The sequence below is a fragment of the Rhodohalobacter sp. 8-1 genome, assembly GCF_038150125.1.
Taxonomy (GTDB): Bacteria; Bacteroidota; Rhodothermia; order Balneolales; family Balneolaceae; genus SW132.
In genome coordinates, this window is record NZ_JBBVMF010000006.1 from 1 (window position 1) to 20963 (window position 20963).

Annotated in this window: 19 protein-coding genes; all 19 read left to right on the plus strand. The window is 40.2% G+C overall.

The features are described from left to right. The first annotated feature begins 88 nt into the window (after window positions 1–88). Entirely contained in the window at window positions 89–844 is a 756-nt protein-coding gene (locus AABW11_RS07400; protein WP_340104168.1) for a hypothetical protein, read from the plus strand. A 307-nt stretch (window positions 845–1151) separates the two neighbouring features. Then, window positions 1152–2543, plus strand: a complete 1392-nt coding sequence (locus AABW11_RS07405; protein ID WP_340104170.1) for a T9SS type A sorting domain-containing protein — start codon at window positions 1152–1154, stop codon at window positions 2541–2543. 220 nt (window positions 2544–2763) lie between these two features. Beyond that, window positions 2764–3699, plus strand: coding sequence for a TlpA family protein disulfide reductase (locus AABW11_RS07410; protein ID WP_340104171.1), 936 nt, complete (start codon window positions 2764–2766; stop codon window positions 3697–3699). A 2195-nt stretch (window positions 3700–5894) separates the two neighbouring features. Continuing rightward, window positions 5895–6215 (plus strand): hypothetical protein, encoded by a 321-nt coding sequence (locus AABW11_RS07415; protein ID WP_340104173.1) that lies wholly within the window; start codon window positions 5895–5897, stop codon window positions 6213–6215. An 894-nt stretch (window positions 6216–7109) separates the two neighbouring features. Then, window positions 7110–7733, plus strand: a complete 624-nt coding sequence (locus AABW11_RS07420; protein WP_340104175.1) for a hypothetical protein — start codon at window positions 7110–7112, stop codon at window positions 7731–7733. A 146-nt stretch (window positions 7734–7879) separates the two neighbouring features. After that, on the plus strand, window positions 7880–8338 hold the full coding sequence (locus AABW11_RS07425) for a hypothetical protein (protein WP_340104176.1): 459 nt from the start codon (window positions 7880–7882) through the stop codon (window positions 8336–8338). A 146-nt stretch (window positions 8339–8484) separates the two neighbouring features. Next, complete coding sequence (locus AABW11_RS07430; RefSeq protein WP_340104176.1) at window positions 8485–8943, plus strand: hypothetical protein; 459 nt, start codon at window positions 8485–8487, stop codon at window positions 8941–8943. Between the two features lie 157 nt (window positions 8944–9100). Beyond that, window positions 9101–10189 (plus strand): hypothetical protein, encoded by a 1089-nt coding sequence (locus AABW11_RS07435; protein ID WP_340104177.1) that lies wholly within the window; start codon window positions 9101–9103, stop codon window positions 10187–10189. A 196-nt stretch (window positions 10190–10385) separates the two neighbouring features. Next, on the plus strand, window positions 10386–10628 hold the full coding sequence (locus tag AABW11_RS07440) for a FitA-like ribbon-helix-helix domain-containing protein (RefSeq protein ID WP_340104178.1): 243 nt from the start codon (window positions 10386–10388) through the stop codon (window positions 10626–10628). Continuing rightward, window positions 10625–11026 carry a type II toxin-antitoxin system VapC family toxin gene (locus AABW11_RS07445; RefSeq protein ID WP_340104179.1) on the plus strand — a complete coding sequence of 134 codons (402 nt, stop codon included), beginning with the start codon at window positions 10625–10627 and terminating at the stop codon, window positions 11024–11026. The genes AABW11_RS07440 and AABW11_RS07445 overlap by 4 nt, the downstream gene beginning before the upstream one ends. Before the next feature lie 165 nt (window positions 11027–11191). Next, window positions 11192–11896, plus strand: coding sequence for a hypothetical protein (locus AABW11_RS07450; protein WP_340104180.1), 705 nt, complete (start codon window positions 11192–11194; stop codon window positions 11894–11896). A gap of 154 nt (window positions 11897–12050) precedes the next feature. Then, window positions 12051–12644: a hypothetical protein gene (locus AABW11_RS07455; RefSeq protein WP_340104181.1), complete on the plus strand. Its 594-nt coding sequence runs from the start codon at window positions 12051–12053 to the stop codon at window positions 12642–12644. A gap of 51 nt (window positions 12645–12695) precedes the next feature. Continuing rightward, window positions 12696–13280, plus strand: coding sequence for a hypothetical protein (locus AABW11_RS07460; protein ID WP_340104182.1), 585 nt, complete (start codon window positions 12696–12698; stop codon window positions 13278–13280). Window positions 13281–13557: 277 nt separating this feature from the next. Then, a complete protein-coding gene (locus tag AABW11_RS07465; RefSeq protein ID WP_340104183.1) occupies window positions 13558–13803 on the plus strand; it encodes a hypothetical protein in 246 nt (81 codons plus the stop codon). Continuing rightward, a complete protein-coding gene (gene vapC / locus AABW11_RS07470; protein ID WP_340104184.1) occupies window positions 13800–14204 on the plus strand; it encodes a type II toxin-antitoxin system tRNA(fMet)-specific endonuclease VapC in 405 nt (134 codons plus the stop codon). The genes AABW11_RS07465 and vapC overlap by 4 nt, the downstream gene beginning before the upstream one ends. Before the next feature lie 199 nt (window positions 14205–14403). Continuing rightward, window positions 14404–15852, plus strand: coding sequence for a T9SS type A sorting domain-containing protein (locus AABW11_RS07475; protein WP_340104185.1), 1449 nt, complete (start codon window positions 14404–14406; stop codon window positions 15850–15852). Between the two features lie 5 nt (window positions 15853–15857). Then, a complete protein-coding gene (locus tag AABW11_RS07480; RefSeq protein ID WP_340104187.1) occupies window positions 15858–16004 on the plus strand; it encodes a hypothetical protein in 147 nt (48 codons plus the stop codon). 1495 nt (window positions 16005–17499) lie between these two features. Continuing rightward, complete coding sequence (locus AABW11_RS07485) at window positions 17500–18078, plus strand: hypothetical protein (RefSeq protein WP_340104189.1); 579 nt, start codon at window positions 17500–17502, stop codon at window positions 18076–18078. Between the two features lie 1818 nt (window positions 18079–19896). Further along, a complete protein-coding gene (locus tag AABW11_RS07490) occupies window positions 19897–20835 on the plus strand; it encodes a hypothetical protein (protein ID WP_340104190.1) in 939 nt (312 codons plus the stop codon). The last annotated feature ends 128 nt before the right edge of the window (window positions 20836–20963 follow it).

The following is a 20963-nucleotide window of genomic DNA, read 5'->3' on the forward strand; positions in this document are numbered from 1 at the left end:
CAGCACTCCGGCCGTGTGTTTTACGCCGGATTCAAGGGGGGTCAGTATAGTCCGGAATATCCAATAATGCAGAGAAGAAATAAGAGTCATGAAAAAAAGCACACTTTATCTATTTCTTTTTGTTTTCGTAATAAGCTCACTCTACTTAGGATTACGTTTGTACGTCCAATCTCAAGAATTTGAAAAGTCACGCACTATAATTGAGAGGCAGACAGAAGAACTAGATATGCTTTTGGAATTACTGAATATCTCTGATTTAAAACTCAATGAAGTTCGTAAATATCTTAATGAGCGATATCCAGAGGAAGATTTAGGGCCTTACTCTCAGCAAATACAATGGCGAGGAATGGATTTTTATTTTCCTCGGGACAGTACTGTTTTTGCTATTTCATATACAGCAAAAGATTGGGCATGTGGCACTGTCTTTGGTTGTGTATCTAGCACTCCAAATTATTTAATCTCATATACCGATTCATTTTTGGGCCGTGTTGTGGTCTTTATAGCGCACTATCTCGCATATCCAACGATGATAGTCTTATTTGTGATTGCTTTTTGGCAATTGTACAAATCGCGTAACCTCAAATCCTCTGACTTCAAAATTATAAGCCTAATTTGGGCAATTGGATTGTTGGTGTTTACCTTTTTCATTGCATTTGGTTTTGCCACTGCTTGGTGGGATTTAGTACTCAACACAGGTGCTTCAAGAGAGCTATTGCTCGCTGGGTGGAGTGAACTTTGGTTCCGTGTAGGACTAGGTTTAATATTTTCTTTCTTTCTAACACTAATGGGTTTTTATGGTCAGCGTTTTATAGTATTTCCAAAAAACGATGCCACAGCATTATAACAAAGTGGCTCAAGCGGACGAGTAAGCGATATGGAATTTAAATAAAATTAATCGCCTCGCCGCTTAGCCACCGAACCGTTATGTTGCTTGTTTAAATCTTACCTAATACAGAACAATTAGTTTATAAGGGCTTACTTTTATGTAACTAAAGTCTGTGCTTAACTTAGGCAATAAGATGTTGATTTTAAGTTCATTATCATTTAACACATACTATGGGTAATTATCTGTTAATTATTCTACTCAGATTTAAGATGTTTTCTAAAATGAACTCATATGTAATCCAAACAACATCAAAAAAAGTCATAAAATGAACAGGCTGTTACTACTTGTACTTTTTACCGTTTGTTTGGCTCCCTTAACAACCGCCCAAACACCCCAAAAAATCCACGACCTGAAAAGTCTGACCGACAGCGTCGGAACGGTACACTTGTTCTACCGTATTTATGCTGAATATGAAGGCACAGAGTATTTCACCGATAATATTTACCACTACAATACCAATACCGGAATAGAAGAGCTTTTTTTGGAGCATTTTTATGATGTTCGCTTTGGATTTCCTTTAAGTTCAGCTGTAACAGATTATACATTTCTTGAAAATGATCCTCAGAATGTTGTGTTAACCCAGCGTTACTGTGATAATGAATGTTCGGACTTTGTGGGAAGAAAGGATAGTTCGGAGGGAATGGGTGGTTTATTTGTGACCATTAAAAATTTGAATGTTGAAGGTACCGATACTGGCCGAGTATATGTAGAGGCGTTTGGAGAGGTGGTAATTGGAAAAAATGGAGGCCGGGACTGGCCGGAACCAAATGAAGATAATGATTTTGAAGTACCCGATAGTTCCAAGCTAGACTTTCCTCTTATCTCATTAAGCCCGTACAATGATTCATTTATGTTCGGTAAGAAATTATATCATTCTGATGGTGAAAATGCTTTTTTGAGAAGCCTTGATAAAGGGAAAACTTCAGAATTTATTAGTGATACTTTGCTCCCTGCGAATGTTTCCTTTGATGTAGATTCAAAAACAGTATATATAATTGATGTACTAAGCACACCTGTGCCCGAGGTTAATTGTGAGATTAATACGTGTAACTACGGATTATTTATAAATGAATATCGTGGTATTACTGAGGATTGGGAATTGAAACAGATATTTCCAAGTAGTGTAAATACACCATCATTTCCTAAGATTTTAACACACCCCACACAATCGGGGAAGTTATATGTTTGGAATGCCGATTCGGTTTTGATGACGGAAGATTATGGGGGAAACTTTGAAGTATTAACAAATCCCACACAAGAGCTTACAGGTTTTACAGCTACTCAATTCGGTGAATATTACACAACGAACTCTACACTATATAAAAAAGAGGGGGAAAATTCGGTTGAATTGTTTTCCATCCCAGTTTCTAATGAAGCCGAAGTGGAATCCCCCGAACAGTTCGAACTATTGCAAAACTATCCAAACCCCTTTAATCCCGTTACCACTATTACCTACAGAATGCGAACGGCTGGGATAGTCAGTATAGAACTTTACACTATACAAGGGCAGCGGGTTCGAGAGTTAGTCAATGATTTTAAAACAGAAGGACAGCACAGCTTTAGACTGAATGGTTCAGACTTAGCAAGCGGCATCTACATCCTGAGAGGAAAAATGGGCGTACAAACAGAAACAAGAAAGATAACCCTGATAAAATGAAAGAAATAAAACCAGCAACATAACAACCGCATTAACGGCGGACGCAGACGTGGCTTTGTTTAAATTTCTTGCCAATGATTGTTCAAATGTGTAGCCTTTTAAAAAATCATAATCCCTGCGCCGGTTATGCGGTAGGTCGTTATGTTACTATAGTGTTAGTAACATTAAGCACATTTTTGCGTATAGCTCCCTTTACAGTTCAAAAATTCAGGTCTGTTTTATGTCTATTCACAAATCAAGTTTCTTAATATTTACCGCCTTCATTTTTTTTCTCGTTTGTAATTCTAGTCTGGCTCAGGATACATTAACTATCAAGGGAATTAAGATTGCAGATGATGATTCCCTGAAAGCTCGTTACGTGCTTAATAATGTAATTCCTCCTGATTCAGAATTTTGGATAATGCAACAGCAAAAGCCAGGTAATTATGCAGCTACAAATATGTTTTCTGATATTGCAGAAATTGCTTATCCGATGGATCCATCTAATATCAATACAGCCTATATAGATTCTATCCTGACCTTCTATGTTCAAGTTTACGATCAGCAATCTAATGAAGATTTGAGAGCTCTATTCCTCTATAAAGCAGTACAGTTATCACAACTAACTGGCAAAAAAGATCTCTTAACCAAATACTATTCGATCCTCAAATCAGAGTTTAGTGATAGCCAATATACTACCAGAGCTACAGCGTATGCACCTGAAAGAGCAATCCAAGACGGTAAGATTGTTCCAAATTTTTCAATTCCCACTTTAGAAGATACTACCCGGTCTTTCACAAATGAAGATTTCAATAATCAAATCTATTTGGTCGATTTTTGGGGTACATGGTGTGGTCCTTGTAGGGTAGAAATGCCTTATCTACATGAGGCTTTTGAAAAATATCAGGGTGAAGGATTTGAAATATTAAGCGTAGCTTTACATGATGAATACGACGCTGTAAAAACCTTTAGGGAGAACGAATGGCAAATGCCTTGGTCTCATTCCTTTATTGAAGATAACAGCGTTTTAGAAGACAATGTGGTTTCAAAATTTGAGGTTTATGCTGTTCCAAAAACATTTTTAGTCAACAAGGAAGGAATCATAATAGCTACAGATGTTGATTTGAGAGGCGAAAGACTTTTAAACACATTAGAAAATATTTTCAATAAACAGTAAACAATCAGAAACATAACCAGCGGCTCAAGCGGACGAATTGCAGTTTGGGGCTTTGGTCAATTGGTCGCCTCGCCGCTTAGCCGCCAGACCGTTAAGGCCCGGCAGGCTAGCAAAAATGTGGAAGTGTGTGGCGCGGGTGATTTGCTTCTTCTTCCCTCCTAATTTGCTCACTATTTCTAATTCGTGCTGTGGTCTGCTTCTGTTCAATCTTTCCCGATAAAAACAAGGCGCCACGTTTCCCGCGAAAAAATGATGTCCAGGTAAAATGGGCAGGCCTCGCGTTGATTTGGCCGGGTCCCAGAGTTTGAGGCATTGAGGTGTTGCAAAAAGGTGGTCACTTGTAAATTCCCGGCAGCGGCTCGTCGCCAAGAAAATCTATTCCGCAAAGTCTGGCCGCAAGTGACGTTGGGTTGGCTTTCCGTCGTTCGGAGATGTTGCTTTTGCCAACAGCTGCCACTTGTAAAATACGGGTCGGAAAAATTGTGCCTGCGAAGCTTTGGATAAACTTTCCCTGGCGCCTTGGGCTTGGTTGGCTAAAAAATCCCGTAAGATTGTTAATTTAAATCAGTCGGCGAGCGTTGGTTGTGGATCGCCTGGTCAAAGTCTTTCCAACGCCTGCCGGAGTCATGGAGAGGGGCTGGTCAAATAAGTGGTGACGGATTGGTTTAGGCGGCCGGGTCGCAAGTCACTCAAATCCTTAACAAGGCGTTTCGTGCTGACCGGTTGCGGTTTTTTCCCTACATTCAGGTAAATCGTCCGGCAGCACAAACGCAGGATCGTTAAGGCCCGGCAGGCTCGCAAAAATGTGGAAGTGTGAGTGCTGGCATTTTGCTTTTCATAAATTCCCACCCACCTATCGGTTTTAAGCTCGTTTTGTGGTTTGCTTCTGTTCAATCTATCCCAAAAAACTTGGGGCGCCACGTTTCGCGCGAAAATTTATGTCAAGGTAAAACGGGCAGGCCTCGCGTTGGTTGAGTCGGGTCCCAGAGTTCGGGGCGTCGAGGTGTTGCGAAAAGGTGAGCACTTGTAAATTCCCGGCAGCGGCTCGTTGCTAAAAAAATCTGGCCGGTAAAGTCTAGCCGCAAGTGACGTTGGGTTGGCTTTCCGTCGTTCTGAGATTTTGCTTTTGCCGACAGGTGCCACTTGTACGTTAGTTGGCAAAAGCGCTGGGCCTGCGATGTGTTTGCGAAAACTTTCCCTGGCGCCGTGGGCTTGGTTGGCTAAAAAATCTCGTAAGATTGTTCATTTAAATTAGTCGGAAAGCGTTGGTTGTGGATCGCCTGTCAGAATCCTTCCAACGCCTGCCGGAGTCATGGCGAGTGAATTGCCTGATAAATGGTTTCGAGAGGGTTTAGGCGGTCGGGTCGCAAGTCACTCAAATCCTTAACAAGGCGTTTCGTGCTGACCGGTTGCGGTTTTTTTCCTACATTCAGGTGAATCGCCCGGCAGCACAAACGCAGGACCGTTAAGGCCCGGCAGGCTCGCAAAAATGTGGACGTGTGGGTGCGGGTGATTTGCTTCTTCTTCCCTCCTGATTGGCTCATCATTTTCAGCTCGTTTTGTGGTCTGCTTCTATTCGGTCTTTCCCAAGAAAAATGGAGCGCCACGTTTCCTCTTCTAAAATTATGTCCAGGTAAAACGGGCAGGCCACGCGTTGGTTTAACCGGGTCCCAGAGTTTGAGGCGTCGAGGAGTTGCAAAAAGGTGGACACTTGAAAATTCCCGGCAGCGGCTCGTTGCTAAAAAAAAAATCTCGTAAAGTCTGGCCGCAAGTGACGTTGGGTTGGCTTTCCGTCGTTCTGGGATTTTGCTTTTGCCGACAGGTGCCACTTTTATATTAGTTGGCAAAAGCGCTGGGCCTGCGATGTGTTTGCGAAAACTTTCCCGGGCGCCATGGGCTCGGTTGACTAATATGTTCGGAAAGTTGATTCATGTAAAGCTGCTGGTCAGCGTTGTTTTTGAATCGCCTGGCAGAATTCGTCCAACGCCTGCCGGATTCATGGCGAGTGAATTGCCTGATAAACGGTTTCGAGAGGGTTTAGGCGGTCGGGTCGCAAGTCACTCAAATCCTTAACAAGCAAATCAACCGGACACCGCCTTGCTTTTTTTGAAATCTGTGGTAGATTGGGGAGTCAATGTTCATCAACAAATCATTACGGTGCCGGTTATTTGCGGAGCCGTTATGCAACAAGTCATATGGAAAAAACTAAATCACTCAGAGTAAGTACTTTGTTGTCAGTTCAACGGGCTTTGGTCGGAGAAATAATTCCGGCTTTTCGGTTAATTTCTGTCGAGTATTCTGAAGCTGAAATAAAGATTTGGGTTTATCACGACGGGAAAATCAATGCCAATGAAATTGAGGAATTCGACAGTTCAGTAATCACCGAAGTTGTTGCCGATTTTCCATATCCAGATGATTCAGATCCGAAAGTTGAACTCGAATTTGTACGGTTAGATTATCCAGAGAAAATTAAACCCGAAGGCTGGCCCGTTTATGGTAGGCGTGAAAGAGCTTAGTTGTTGCATAACAAGCGCATTAACTGGTTGACGCGGACGAGGCTTCGGTTTTAAAAGTTGCTTGTTTTGAATTTTTAGCCGTTAATTAACTGATAATCCCCGCGCCCGTTATGCGCTGAGCCGTTAAGGCCCGGCAGGCTCGCATAAATGTGGAAGTGTGAGTGCGGGTGTTTTGCTTCTCTTTAAATCCCACCAATTTTATCGGATTCGGACTTGGTTTGTGGTCTGCTTCTGTTCAGTCTTTCCCAATAAAAATCAGGCGCCACGTTTCCCGTGAAAAAATGATGTCCAGGTAAAACGGGCAGGCCTCGCGTTGGTTGGGCTGGGTCCCAGAGTTTGAGGCGTCGAGGTGTTGCAAAAAGGCGGGCACTTGTAAATTCCCGGCAGCGGCTCGTTGCTAAAAAAATTTATCTCTTAAAGGTTGGCCGCAAGTGGCGTTGGCCACACTTTCCGTCGTTCAACGATTTTGCTTTTGCCGGCAGGAGCCACTTTTAAAATGTGGGCTGAAACGGTGGGCCTGCGATGTGTTTGCAGAAGTTTTCCCTGGCGTCTTGGGCACGGCTGGTTAATAAATCCGGTAAGTTGGTTCAAGTAAATCAGCTGATTGGCGCTGTTTCTGAATCGCCTGGCAGAATTCGTCCAACGCCTGCCGGGGTCATGGCGAGGAACTTGCCTGATAATTGGTTTCGAATGGGTTTAGGCGGTGAGGTCGCAAGTCATTTTTGGTCTTAACAAGCGCATCAACTGGGGACGCGGACGGGGTTTCGGCAATTTCCGTTGGCTTTACTCGTGGTTTTGGCTTTTATTAAACGTATAATTTCCGCGCCCGTTATGCGCAGAGCCGTTATAGAGCTTCCACTAAACTCAAATATACCATTAACAAACTTCATCATTATGAAAAAGGTACTATTGGCACTATCCGTTATCTTACTTCTTCCATTAATTTTGATTGGACAACCGAAGTCTGATGGGATGATAACACTTACTAGTCAGGTTTCAGATGTATCATCCGATCTTCAGAATATTTTAGATTTTAAGGAAATAGCTTATAAGAAGATTAAATTAGATGGAGACGGTATTGAAGGTAAAAAATATCGAATATCTGCAATTGACATTTGGAATGGAGAAGTTCAAGATACTACTACTATCATAACATCTAGTGAACTGCCTTATGGTAGATTGCAAACTATACAAAGTGAACCATTTCAATTTGATGTCATTGCGGAACATAACGTTGATAATAAATTGAAAATCATGTTCAATTTTCCGGGGTTTAGGACAACTAAGGAATTTGATGCGATTGATTCAGAATATTATAGCCTGCGCGATGCAAACTTGGAACCATTGACGAATATTAAATCGGGCAAAGCCTTCTATATTTTACATTATATACTGCCATACGAGGAGGATGGTACAAAGCAATATTGTACAGTAGCCCAAAGTGGTAATGATGTATTAGGTTGGGGGAAACAATTTGATCTTGAGCATTATCTCGTATTTACAATGACTATAGAATAAGCTCTATAACCAGCGCTTCAACTCGGACGCACCTCGCCTGTTCCCAGCTCGTTTTGTTTTCTTACTGCCAAATAGTAAACTGCAATCGCATTCACACTAATTCGTGCGCCGGTTAAGCGCAATGTCGTTAGTAGGCTTAATCGCTTATGAAAAAAATAATCCTCTTTTTCCTTCTAGCACTATTCTCAACTGAAATAGCCGAAGCATGTATTTGTGAACGGCAAACACTTGAGGAGAGAATAGAAGAACACCAATTTATATTTGTCGGTAAAGTTCTGTCAGTCAAAGATATTTATACTGACAGCACAACTAAATGGCCAGATAGACAGAGAATCGTTTTAGAGATAGAAAACAAATTCAAGGGAAATAAAAATGAAAAACTGGCAGTCCATTCAGTATTATCATCATGTGCCTCATATTTTGAAAAAGGGAAAAAATATCTGGTGTTTGCCGACCACAAGATTGACAACGATACGGTTGTCAATGAAAAATTCGTAGCCACAAACGACAAAATCGTTACGGGAAAATGCTACGGGACCAAAGAGGTAAAGTATTTGGAAGAGGAAACAAGAAAACTGGAAAAAATATTTAAGTCGAAAAACTAATCAGCCTACTAACAAACCGCATCAAGGGGACAGGACTCGGACTTGGGTTACTTCCTCTGCTCTTGCGGTTCCGGTTTAGCGTGTTAAATTACAATCATAATCTTCCTGCCCCTTATGCGGTGGGTCGTTAGTAGGCTTAATCGCTTATGAAAAAAATAATCCTCTTTTTCCTTCTAGCACTATTCTCAACTGAAATAGCCGAAGCATGTATTTGTGAACGGCAAACACTTGAGGAGAGAATAGAAGAACACCAATTTATATTTGTCGGTAAAGTTCTGTCAGTCAAAGATATTTATACTGACAGCACAACTAAATGGCCAGATAGACAGAGAATCGTTTTAGAGATAGAAAACAAATTCAAGGGAAATAAAAATGAAAAACTGGCAGTCCATTCAGTATTATCATCATGTGCCTCATATTTTGAAAAAGGGAAAAAATATCTGGTGTTTGCCGACCACAAGATTGACAACGATACGGTTGTCAATGAAAAATTCGTAGCCACAAACGACAAAATCGTTACGGGAAAATGCTACGGGACCAAAGAGGTAAAGTATTTGGAAGAGGAAACAAGAAAACTGGAAAAAATATTTAAGTCGAAAAACTAATCAGCCTACTAACAAACCGCATCAAGGGGACAGGACTCGGACTTGGGTTACTTCCTCTGCTCTTGCGGTTCCGGTTTAGCGTGTTAAATTACAATCATAATCTTCCTGCCCCTTATGCGGTGGGTCGTTAGGTACACAATAATTCAATTTCTTCATCATGAGTAAAATTTGGATAGAAGAACCAACTGAGAGTGACGAAAGTTGGGCTCAAATTGGAGAACATACTTTAGATTGGTTGTCGAGATCTACCCTTACTCGTGCTAAAGAAATGAGATTATTTCTAAATCATAATCTATCCCAATTACCTTCATCTTTTGCCGACAAACTGAAAATTGATCTTAGAGATCATTGGAAATCTGCTTTTTTTGAACTTATCGTTGGTCGAATACTTCAAGAGATAGGATATCAATTTAAGCATGAAGCGGTTTTGGCTGGTGGTAGTAAACCTGACTTTTTAATAGATACTTCTATTGGTGAGATTGTAATTGAAGCGACTTCTCCCATTATCAATTCTGAAGTAGGAGCCTTTTACAAAAAAGTAAATCCTCTTATCAAAATATTAAAAGAGAATGTACCGGAAAATTGGGTTATAAACATCAATAAACTACCTGACATCGGATTTAATGATTCAAAGAAACCCTTCAAAGCATTTGTGAAAAGAAAATTCAATGATATTCCTAAGAATGGTTCAAAAGAAGAGATACCGATTATAGAAAATTTTCCAGAAGGTAAACTTGAACTTTCACTTATTTATAAACCCAATTATTCTAATCCAATCGGCTTTTACCCCTCTGTTGGTTATGCCGAAAATTCTAAGTACCGAATCAAACACATTATTGATGAAAAAAGAACCCAAGTCAGAGAAATTGATAAACCAGTAATTTTGGCAATTCAAGGATCAAACACTGGCACAGACTTAGATGACTTTGATCAAGTTTTATTTGGACAAACTTTCACAAGAATGAATCGAGATAGGGAAATTGTTGAAAAGGGTTTTAATCCAAATGGACTATTTATAAGTAAGAATGAAAACCCTACCTATCAAGCAATTTTAGCATTTCATGAGGTTGGTTTTAAACATGTCAAAATTCCAACTCTATATTTACATCAAAAAGCTAATCCAAAACTCGAAAAAATATTTGATCTATTTCACATTCGATACTATGAAGAATCAAATAATTGTATTGGAAGTATTGAATCACAGAGAAATGATTACTTCAATAATTTCAAATTCGTAACTGCATAGCTGTGTACCTAACAAAGCGCATTAACTGGGGACGCGGACGAGCTTCGGTTTCCAATGTTGCTTGTTTTAACTTTTTAGCCGTTTATTAACTCATAATCCCCGCGCCCGTTATGCGCTGAGCCGTTATACCGCTTTAGTTGCAATAATCGTCTTTTCTTCATAGTTTCATTTTGAAACTAAATTAATTTCATTCTTTATGGCTACAAATATTACAATCCGAGATATCCCCGATGAAGTGTATGCGAAAATTAAAAAACAGGCCGATCTACATCACAGAAGTATTAATAGTGAAGTGATTGTTTATTTAAAAAAGTTAGTACAGAGTCATCGTCGGGATCCTGAACAAGTTATAAGTCGTGCCAAAAAACTTAAACAAAAAGCAAATGGCACTCTTTCTATGGATGAAATTCAACAAGCCATTGATCAAGGCCGTCCATGATTGTTGTCGATACTAATGTAATTGCCAGCATGTGGGTACCAAACGATATGGACGAATGGGTTTATAAGGTACTTAAGAAAGATGATGATTGGGTTGCTCCTCTTCTCTGGCGATCTGAATTTAGAAATGTATTATCGATATATCTCCGAAAGAATATTTTAGAGTTCTCGGTTATCTTACAGGCAACAGAAGAAGCCGAGCAACTAATGGGTACCAATGAATTCGAAGTAAACTCAACCCAGGTAATGAGTCTTGTTTCAGATTCTTCATGTTCGGCATATGATTGTGAATTCGTAGCATTAGCTGACGATTTAAATGTGCCATTAGTAACATTTGACAAAAAGATTCTTCGCGAATTTCCTGACATCGCTATCCATCCTAAAGAGTTTGCTCTATAAACTTATAGAAGCAGTATAACAAGCAAATCAAGCGGACTTGTACGATATCTGCTCGTTGGTTATTGTTTTTGTTGTTTTAAAATTTGTGTTCGTAAAGTAATTTTTAGTCGGTAACTACAAACCGCTTATTTGCCAAACCGTTATATGGCAATTCATCCAAACTAAATGAATAAGAAAATAAAAGACTTTCCGGCACTTATTGGCTCAGTCTCCTTTGGTATTGCTTCATGGGGTTCGGCTTTTATTTTTGTTGCGCAAAATGATTGGTTCGGTTCTGGAGATTTGAGCGGATTTGCATTTTTGGTTGTGCTTTTCTCTGCTCTGACGTATCCACTCCTTCATTTTTTGCATAAAAAGACAACGGACAAAAGTCTTCTTATTTCCTACGGTTCTGCTTTACTAACAAGTATAATTCTTACCATCTTTTTTATTCTTTTATTAGTCCTTTTATTAGGGCCATGGATTGGAGCATTTAGTTTTCCTGTACTTTTTTGCTTACTCATTGGATCTTCAATTGCTTCGATTCTGACTGTTTACATTGGTCGACCTACAACGTGGTTTCCGGCAGTAATTTCATCACTCATTCTGCCAGTTACATTCTATCTACTCGTTTCAGTTTTTTTGGCCGAACCAAATCAACTTCGAGTTACCTTCAGTGAACAAATTACTTATGAAGAATTGAGCACTTTTACTGATTCTGTAACCAAGATTGATGGTGTAAATGGGTTTCGAAGAGTAGATGGAAACGGTGAAACTCGAATTCAAATTTGGTTTGATTCAGGATTAAGTGATAGAAAAAGAAGCGAGATAGTTTCAGAATTCGAATCCAAGTCTTTTATAATCAAATTAACTGACATCGAGGGTGAGTAATCAAAAAAGCGTTTGCCACATAACAAGGCGTTTTAAATCGGACGCGGACGGGGTTCGTTGGAACTTGATTGCAAGGAATTAATTTCGCTACTTCAAACAAATCATAATCCCCGCGCCGTTTAAACGCTGGGCCGTTATAACACTTTAGTAATTCATGGATATTTTTGAAGAAGCAAAGAAAGTTGATTGGAACAATACTGAATCAGCTATCGAATATTATGAATCCCATAAACTCTTTTTCCAAAATGATCAGCATTTTAACGATGATCATACCAATAGGGACTTGGCTTCCATGAATCTCATGTATGGCAATGCTTTACTGAAGCGATCACACTACAAAAAAGCACTTCCTGTAGTTGAGCAAACAAAAAGCTTATTAGAGAGATTAAGTAAAGACTTTATTGGTTATGAGCATCTTTTTGAAAAAGTATTGTTTCTTGAAGCGAGAACATTGCACGGCTTAAAAAAATATTTTCAATCAGTAAAAATATTCAAAGAGTTAACTGAAATGGATTCGGAAAATTATTCTTACCGGAATTGGTATTTTAGTTCAATTGTCCAGATATCTGATTCAACTCTCATTGCTGTGTGTATTATTGCAGCCATATTTTTTGCTTTGGATATCTACACAGCCATTCATGCAATGAATAGTGTAAACTTTAACCTATTTGGAGTGTCCATCATTATTGTAAGTTTAACTATCCACCACTCCCTAAAATATCTTCTCAAAAAGAAGCTAAAGTTATAAACTGCCAACGTTCAGCTGCTACTGCAGCACTAAGTAAATTGTACCATTTATATGATGAATCTTGATGAAGAAGCAAAAAAAGTCAATTGGAATAATGGTTCTGAAATAATTGACTTTTATGAATCTCATAAACTTTATTTCTATAATACCGATCATATAACCGATAAAGAGACTCTCTATACAATTCTAAAAATTAAATATCATTATGCAAACTCACTATTTATAAAGACTTATTTCGATAAAGTCTTTCCAGCTATTGATAAAGCAAGAGAACTTTTAGATAAGTTTCCTAAAGAGTCGAAAAAATATGATGATCTTTCCCAATCTTTTCTATTCTTGGAGGCTCGCACATTAAACAACAAAAAAGAATACAGAAAAGCTCAGAATATTCTTGAAAAGCTCTTGAAGATTGAGCCGGATAATCAAAGCTACAGAGACTGGTACCTAAATAATAAACTCGGACTTTACGACAACTATTTTAACGTATTTCTTTCAATTGCAGTAATAATGATTCTATTAGATCTTGCTTTTTCTTTTAGCATAGATTTTGGATTAATTGGAATAGGCTTAGTAGCTATAGTGTACTTTGTACATAAGGGTTTGCAAAGAAGAATTAAATCAAAATTAAGTCCATAAATCGGTGTTATAACAAGCGCATTAACGAGGGACGCGGACGCGTTGGTTCTGGATTCTAATGGCAATATTTACAATTTTCGACTTTATTAAACTCATAATCCCCGCGCCCGTTATGCGCAGGACCGTTATGGAGCCACGCAAAATTTTAGTATCCATTTCCCAAAAATTCTTTCAGTCCTGAATTTTCATTACATTTCATAAGCAATTGTAATCAAGCTCGTTTATAGTAATGAGTTTATCTTAAAGGACAAGCAGGTAATAACAGTAAGGTGTTGCCATGAATACAGCAGACATAAATACAAAACTTATCGACAGCTACATCTCTTTGTTGAAGAACATGAGTGCGCAAAACAAGCTTGACCTAATTTCAAGGCTTACTAGTACTGTAAAGAAAGATTTAGAACAAGAGAAGACTGATTTTTATAAAGCTTTTGGTGGTTGGGATAAAAATGAGAGTGCTGAAGATCTAATTGAGACCGTAAAGGGCTCCAGAACATTCAACAGAACGATTGAAGAGTTTTGAATCAATATCTGCTGGACACAAATATCTGCATTTATTACATCAAGGGATTGCACGATCTGAAAACAAAGTTTGAGGAGGTCGGCCCGGAAAATTGTTTTATTTCAGAAATTACTTTGGCAGAATTAAAATTTGGAGTCGCTAAAAGCGAGGCAAAAAAGAAGAATCAAAAAGCCCTTGAAAACTTTTTAAGTGGTATTCAAATACTTCCAATTTTTCCGGCACTTGATATCTATGCTGAAGAAAAGGCACGTCTGCAAAAATCAGGGAAAATTATTGACGATTTTGATTTATTAATTGGTGCTACTGCTGTTTCATTTGACTTAGGGATGGTCACGAATAACACGAATCATTTCAATCGGATTAAGGATATTAAACTGGAAGATTGGACCATTGAGGCTTAACTACGTATTGGCTCCATAACCAGCAATTCCTGCTGACGGGTTCGTGTTGCTTGCCTTACTTCTTAGTTGATAGATCCGCAGCAGAATTGCCAAACCGTTAGCCACTGTAAATTTACACTTTAGAGTTGTTCTCCAACATTCATTACTACCGCTTGTAGGCTGTAGTTCAAATTTTCACACGTAAAATGAAGGTGGTGAAATGAGAAAATTATTCTTAGTACTGTTATTCATATCACTTTCTATTCCAGCGATAGCGCAGGAAAGGCATGAAGATGCTTATTTTTATGAACTGGTAGGAATAGAAGATTCAACAGGGGGGACACATCTTTACTACAGATTGTATGAATCCAGAATCGGAACATGTACTTTCAGCGACGGAGTTGGAGGATATGAAAGCACCGATCTCACACTCTACGATAACCACATCTACCATTTCGATACTATATCATCCCAAGACTCTCTCTATCTGGAAGATTACTTTAGGGTTCAAGGCCAGTGTGGAACATCTGTAGTGTCTGTAGAGGGATTTGTTTTCAGAAACAACAACCCGGGTGAAGTCTATTCGATTCAACTAAAGAATTTTGGACAGGTTGAACCTTCCACCTATCTCTACAACCCTGAAGGTGACCAATTAGATATTTCATCATTAACTGATTTCTACCGCAGAATAGCTTTTGACAATTCGGCTAATACACTCTTATTTACTTACATTGATGTATTCAGCTCTGAGTATGAAGAGATCACCGTAAGGATTTCAGATGAAGACTCAGTCTGGGAAGAAGGGCACCTTCATCAAGATTATATAAACAGTTCCAACACCCTTCCCTTTCAGTTACTTGCCATAAATCCATTTAATAACCAATACGTAGGATTTAAGGACGATTCTCTAACTGTCTCTACCGATAACGGCACGACTTTTAATAATTTGTTTCCTTTTCAAACACCGGCAGGGATTCAAAATTTAAAGAAACCTTTATTTGACCTTGACTCGACATCGCTCTATTTGAAGAGAAAGGTGACACATTCAGTAATGAACCTTGATAATGATTTTCTTTTCAGATTAAATTTACAGAACGACAACTCTACTATTGACACCCTCTGGATCGATAAAAAACCGTTCTTCGCTACTACGGACGATTCAAATACGGGACATCTTTATGTTTCAGATTCAACCGATGTACTCTTTTCTGATAATTTCGGAGAGTCGTTTTCTACCCTTTTCACTACTGAACACGAGATCACTGGCCTCTATAAAAAACCCGATTCAATTATCCTCTATGTTCTCACCAGGGAGGAACTGCTGGAAGTGGATGTGGAAACCGGCGAATCCACATCACTGAAACAACTCCCAGTCTCCAATGAACAGGAACCGGTGGAACTTCCAGCTGAAATAACTCTACATCAAAACTATCCCAATCCATTCAATCCTTCTACAAATATACAGTTTACACTTCCGCAAAGCAGTCACGTAAAATTAGAAGTCTTCAATTCTACCGGACAATTGGTTTCTACTCTGCTCGATCAGACAAAGACAACCGGTAAACACTCAGTACAATTTGATGCAAGCAATTTATCTAGTGGCTTATACTTTTACAGATTAACTACGTCAAGTAAACAATTGACTCGAAAGTTTATCTTTGTAAAATAAAATAGATGGCTAACAAAACGGCTCAACCGGACGGGTTCTGGATTTCAGGCATAAGTGAGTTTCTCGCCCCGCCGTTTAGCCGCCAAACCGTTAAGGCCCGGCAGGCTCGTAAAAATGTGGAAGTTTGGGTGCGGGGTATTCGCTTTTGCTGAGTTTCCAATCCATTCGTTGTTTCCAGCTCGTTTTGTAGTCTGCTTCTTTTAAATCTTTCCCAAGAAATCAGGGGCGCTATGTTGCGCGTGCAAAGATTGTCCCAGTAAACTGTGGCAGGCCTGTCGTTGGTTTGGTCGGGTCCCAGAGTTTGAGGCGTCGAAGTTTTCCAGAAAAGGTGGGCACTCGTGAGCTGGTCGGGTGCGGCTCATCGCTATAAATATTTTGCCCATAAATTACGGCCGCAAGTGGCGTTGGTTTGGCTTTCCGTCGTTCAGAGATTTTGCTTTTGCAGAAAGGTGCCACTTTTAAAATCGGGCCAAGAACGCTGGGCCTGCGATGTGTTTGCGACATCTTTCCCTGGCGCCATGGGCTTGGTTGGCTAATAAATCCGGAAAGTTCGTTCGAGTAAATTAGCTGATAACCGCTGTTTTTGAATCGCCTAGCGAAATCCTTCCAACGCCTGCCGGGGTCATGGCGGGGCTGGTGGCAAATAAATGGTGTCGATTTGGTTAAGGTGAAGGTGTCGCAAGTCAATCCCAGCCTTAACAAGGCGTTTCATACGGACGGGGCAGCACGTGATGGGTTTTCGTGGTTTCTGATCTGGTCAGGTTTTTACTACATTGCAGGGCGGCGGAACGCCCCGCCGCATAAACGCAGGATCGTTAAGTCCCGGCAGGCTCGCAAAAATGTGGAAGTTTGGGTGCGGGTTTTTTGCTTCTGTAAATTTCCAATCCATTCGTTGTTTCCAGCTCGTTTTGTGGTCTGCTTCTGTTCGGTCTTTCCCAATAAAAACAAGGCACCACGTTTCACGCGAAAAATGTTTATCTAAGTAAAATGGGCAGGCCTTTCGTTGGTTGGGCCGGGCCCAGAGTTCGAGGCGTCAAAAAGTTTCCAAAAAGGCGAGCTCCTATAAGTTTTTGGTTGCGGCTCATCGCTATAAAAATCTGTTCTGTAAAGTACGGCCGCCAATGGCGTTGGTCTGGCTTTCTGTCGTTCAACGATCTTGTTTTTGCCAAAAGCTGCCATTTTTAAAATCTGGGCCGAAAATGTTGGGCCTGCAATTCTTTAGTAAAAACGTTCCCTGGCGCCTTGGGCTTGGTTGGCTAATAAATCTCGAAAAAATGTTCAATTTGATGAGCTTGATAACGCTGGTTGAGGATCGCTTGGTCGACATCTTTCCAACGCCTGCCGGGGTCATGGCGAGTGAATTGCCTGATAAATAATCTCGAATGGGTTTAGGCGGTCGGGTCGAAAGTCATTTTTGGTCTTAACAAGCGCATCAACTTGGGACGCGGACGCGAGTGTGGCAATTTCCGTTGGCTTTACTCGTGGTTTTGGCTTTTATTAAACTCATAATTCCCGCGCCCGTTATGCGCTGGGCCGTTATAGGGCTAATACAAACCCAAAAATTTGAGTACCAAGCAAGGATAACATCAATAGCATTTCTTTTATGCCAAAATTGAGCACATTTTATAGACAACTGACGGAGTAAACATGGAGTCTTTCTTAGGATTCTGGTCTTTTATAATTTTTCTGACAATAATCATTATCGGTGTACCGATATTCCTTGCTTATTGGATTCCAAAAAGATATGGTAACCGAAAATTAGGGGTTGGGCTTGCCATTGTTGTTGCCTTGATTTTTGCGACGCCTATCTTATCATTTGTCTTAGAAGACTATCTATTTTTTAAATCTGATGCAGCTGAAAGTTTAAAAGAACACGGAATAATACTTCAAGACGATTTCTACCTTGAATCAAATAAAATGACGGGAATCGGAGACTTCTACCACCGATTTGTATTGGAAATCTCAAAAAATGATAAAAATCGATTGTCTGGAAATATTTTGAACTCAGTGAATTACAAAGACAGCATTTCCGATACGTTTGACATAAGGTCGGGCAAGCCAAGGTATTCAGATACAACACAGGACTTTATTGTGACTTATCAAGATAAATGGAGTTATGTCTACGAATATTACGAACTGAATAAGAAAGGAAAAACGCCAACTTGGGATAGGATTTCAATTTCCAAGAAAGAAAATGAATTGATCTATGAAAGAATATTGGATTGAAAGTAAAAAAACTGTGCACAAAACTGGCTATTCATAATGCGAGCCAATATGCTGACATCAGAGTAATTATATTAAACTAAGAAACTGGTAAAAGGAAAGTGAGGCCGTGAAAACCCGAACTAGGCTTAGCCGAGGCCATTATGACAATTTCTAAATTTATCCTAAAAGTCGCCCTATAACAATGGCTTCGTGCAGACCAGTTATAGCTACGGAGTCGAAATAAAAAAATAACAGGCTGGCAGCACAAGCCAAGAGCCGTTAAGGCCCGGCAGGCTCGCAACAATGTGGAAGTTTGGGTGAGGGCGATTAGCTTCTTCTTCTTTCCTAATTTGCTCATCATGTCCAGCTCGTTTCGTGGGTTGCTTCTCTTATAGCTTTCCTAAGAATAACAGGGCGCCATGTCGCATGTACAAATATAGTCCAGGTAAACTGTGGCAGGCCTCGCGTTGGTTGGGCCGGCCCCCAGAGTTTGAGGCGTCGGGGAGTTGCGAAAAGGCGGGCACTTGTAAATTACCGGCAGCGGCTCGTCGCTATAAAAATCTATCACGTAAAGTACGGCCGCCAGAGGCGTTGGTCTGGCTTTCCGTCATTCTGAGATTTTGCTTTTGTAGAAAGGTGCCACTTTTAAAATGTGGGTTGTAAATATTGAGCCTGCGATGTGTTTGCAGAAGTTTTCCCTGGCGCCTAGGGCTTGGTTGGCTGGTAAATCTGGAAAGTTAGTTCAAATAAATCAGCTGATTGGCGCTGTTTTTGAATCGCCTGGCAGAATTCATCCAACGCCTGCCGGGGTCATGGCGAGTAACGAGTCTGATAAATAATGTCGAATGGGTTTAGGCGGTCGGGTTGCAAGCCACTCAAATCCTTAACAAGCAAATCAACCGGACACCGACTTGCTTTTTCGATATTCTGTGGTAGTTTTGGAAGACGCTATTTTTCAACAAACCGAAACGGTGCCGGTTATTTGCAGTGCCGTTAAGGCCCGGCAGGCTCGCAAAAATGTGGAATTGTGAGTGCGGGTGTTTTGCTTCTTTTTAAATCCCACCAATTTTATCGGATTCGGACTTGGTTTGTGGTCTGCTTCTGTTCAGTCTTTCCCAATAAAAATCAGGCGCCACGTTTCCCGCAAAAAATGTTTATCCAAGTAAAATGGGCAGGCCTCGCGTTGGTTGGGGCGGGTCCCAGAGTTCGAGGCGTCGAGGTGTTGCGAAAAGGCGGGCACGTGTAAATTCCCGGCAGCGGCTCGTCGCTATTCAAAATTTTCCTGTAAAGTCTGGCCGCAAGTGGCGTTGGTTTGGTCGTCCGTCGTTCAATGATCTTGCTTTTGCTGGCAGGTGCCACTTTTAAAATGTGGGTTGGAAATATTGGGCCTACGATGTGTTTGCAGAAGTTTTCCCAGGCGCCTCGGGCATGGTTTGCTAATACGTCCGGAAAGTTAGTTCGAGTAAATCAGCTGATCGGCGCTGTTTGTGAATCATCGAATTAACGTGTTTCCAACGCCTGCCGGGGTCATGGCTGGGCTGGTGGCAAATAAATGGTGTCGATTTGGTTATGGCGAAGGTGTTGCAAGTAAATCCCAGCCTTAACAAGGCGTTTCATACGGACGGGGCAGCGCGTGATGGGTTTTCCGAGGTTTCTGATCTGGTCAGGTTTTTACTACATTGCAGGGCGGCGGAACGCCCCGCCGCATAAACGCAGGACCGTTATTGCACTAAAAACTAATTCATCATGAAATTTAAGTTCATATTATCTCTCATATTTTTCATCTCATGCACTTCATCGGGGTTAGATACTGAAGGGTCAGAACTATACTCAGGAAAAATGCTCTACGAAGCATCTCACATCCCTAACCACCCTGAGTTTGATCCAGATAAAATGCCTTATCTTTTTTTACACGACTTTGAAACCGGTGTATCTACTCAATTAACAGAAGGTATACATCAAGACCGTGACCCTATTTTTTTAAGTCAAGATGAGATTCTTTTTGCCTCCAAACGTCCATGCACTGGATTCGCCGCCGATGATTGCCCGTCCAGGCTTTTCAAAATGACAATTAGTTCCGAATCCATAGAGGAGTTTGATTTAGAAATATCAGATTTTTTAAATGACTTAAAAGCTCAAATTGCAGATGAAGGTATCTATAGTATTCCTGGCTTGTTAGAAAATGCAGAATTTGAACTAGATCGACCAAAATTGAATAATGAATCAAACTTGTTGGCTTTCAGAGTGAGTATACTTGCCACCATGTATTTGGTAGTATTTGATCTAAATGAAAGAATACCTTTACTAACAAAAGAAATTGGCTTAGCAGGATCCAACTATTATTGGTCTCGGACTGAAAACAAACTCGCACGATTAGGCAACTTTACAGAGACTAATCGATCGGTAAAAATTATTGATTTTAGTGATGACTCAACTTCAGTGATTCAATTACCTGATCAAGCCAGCTCATTTAGTGGGTGGCAGAATGATGGTAGTACATTTTTATTAAGTAAATCAGCTCCAATGCCTAATCAAGGTGCATTTGTTTTCAACCATAACTCAGGTGATATAATATTTGAAAGTGATGAAAGTATGCCAGATGTTCGCAATTGGTTTTACTACACATTAAATCAGGATTTCTTAGTTCAGATGGTTGACCCTGAAACTGAGGGTGCATTAGATATTTGGTTCATTGATTCCAGTGGTAATCTTATTGAAAGGGTAACAAGAAATGGATATCAAAAAAAGGTCACAGATATAAGCTTGTCAATGCAATAACAAGTGGCTCAAGCGGACGAGTTAGCATTTTGATTTTTGAAATGACTTAAAGCCTCGCCGCTTAGCCACCAAACCGTTATTGACCATCACACGCATCCATTTCCAATTTTTCTATTTGCATAAATCGC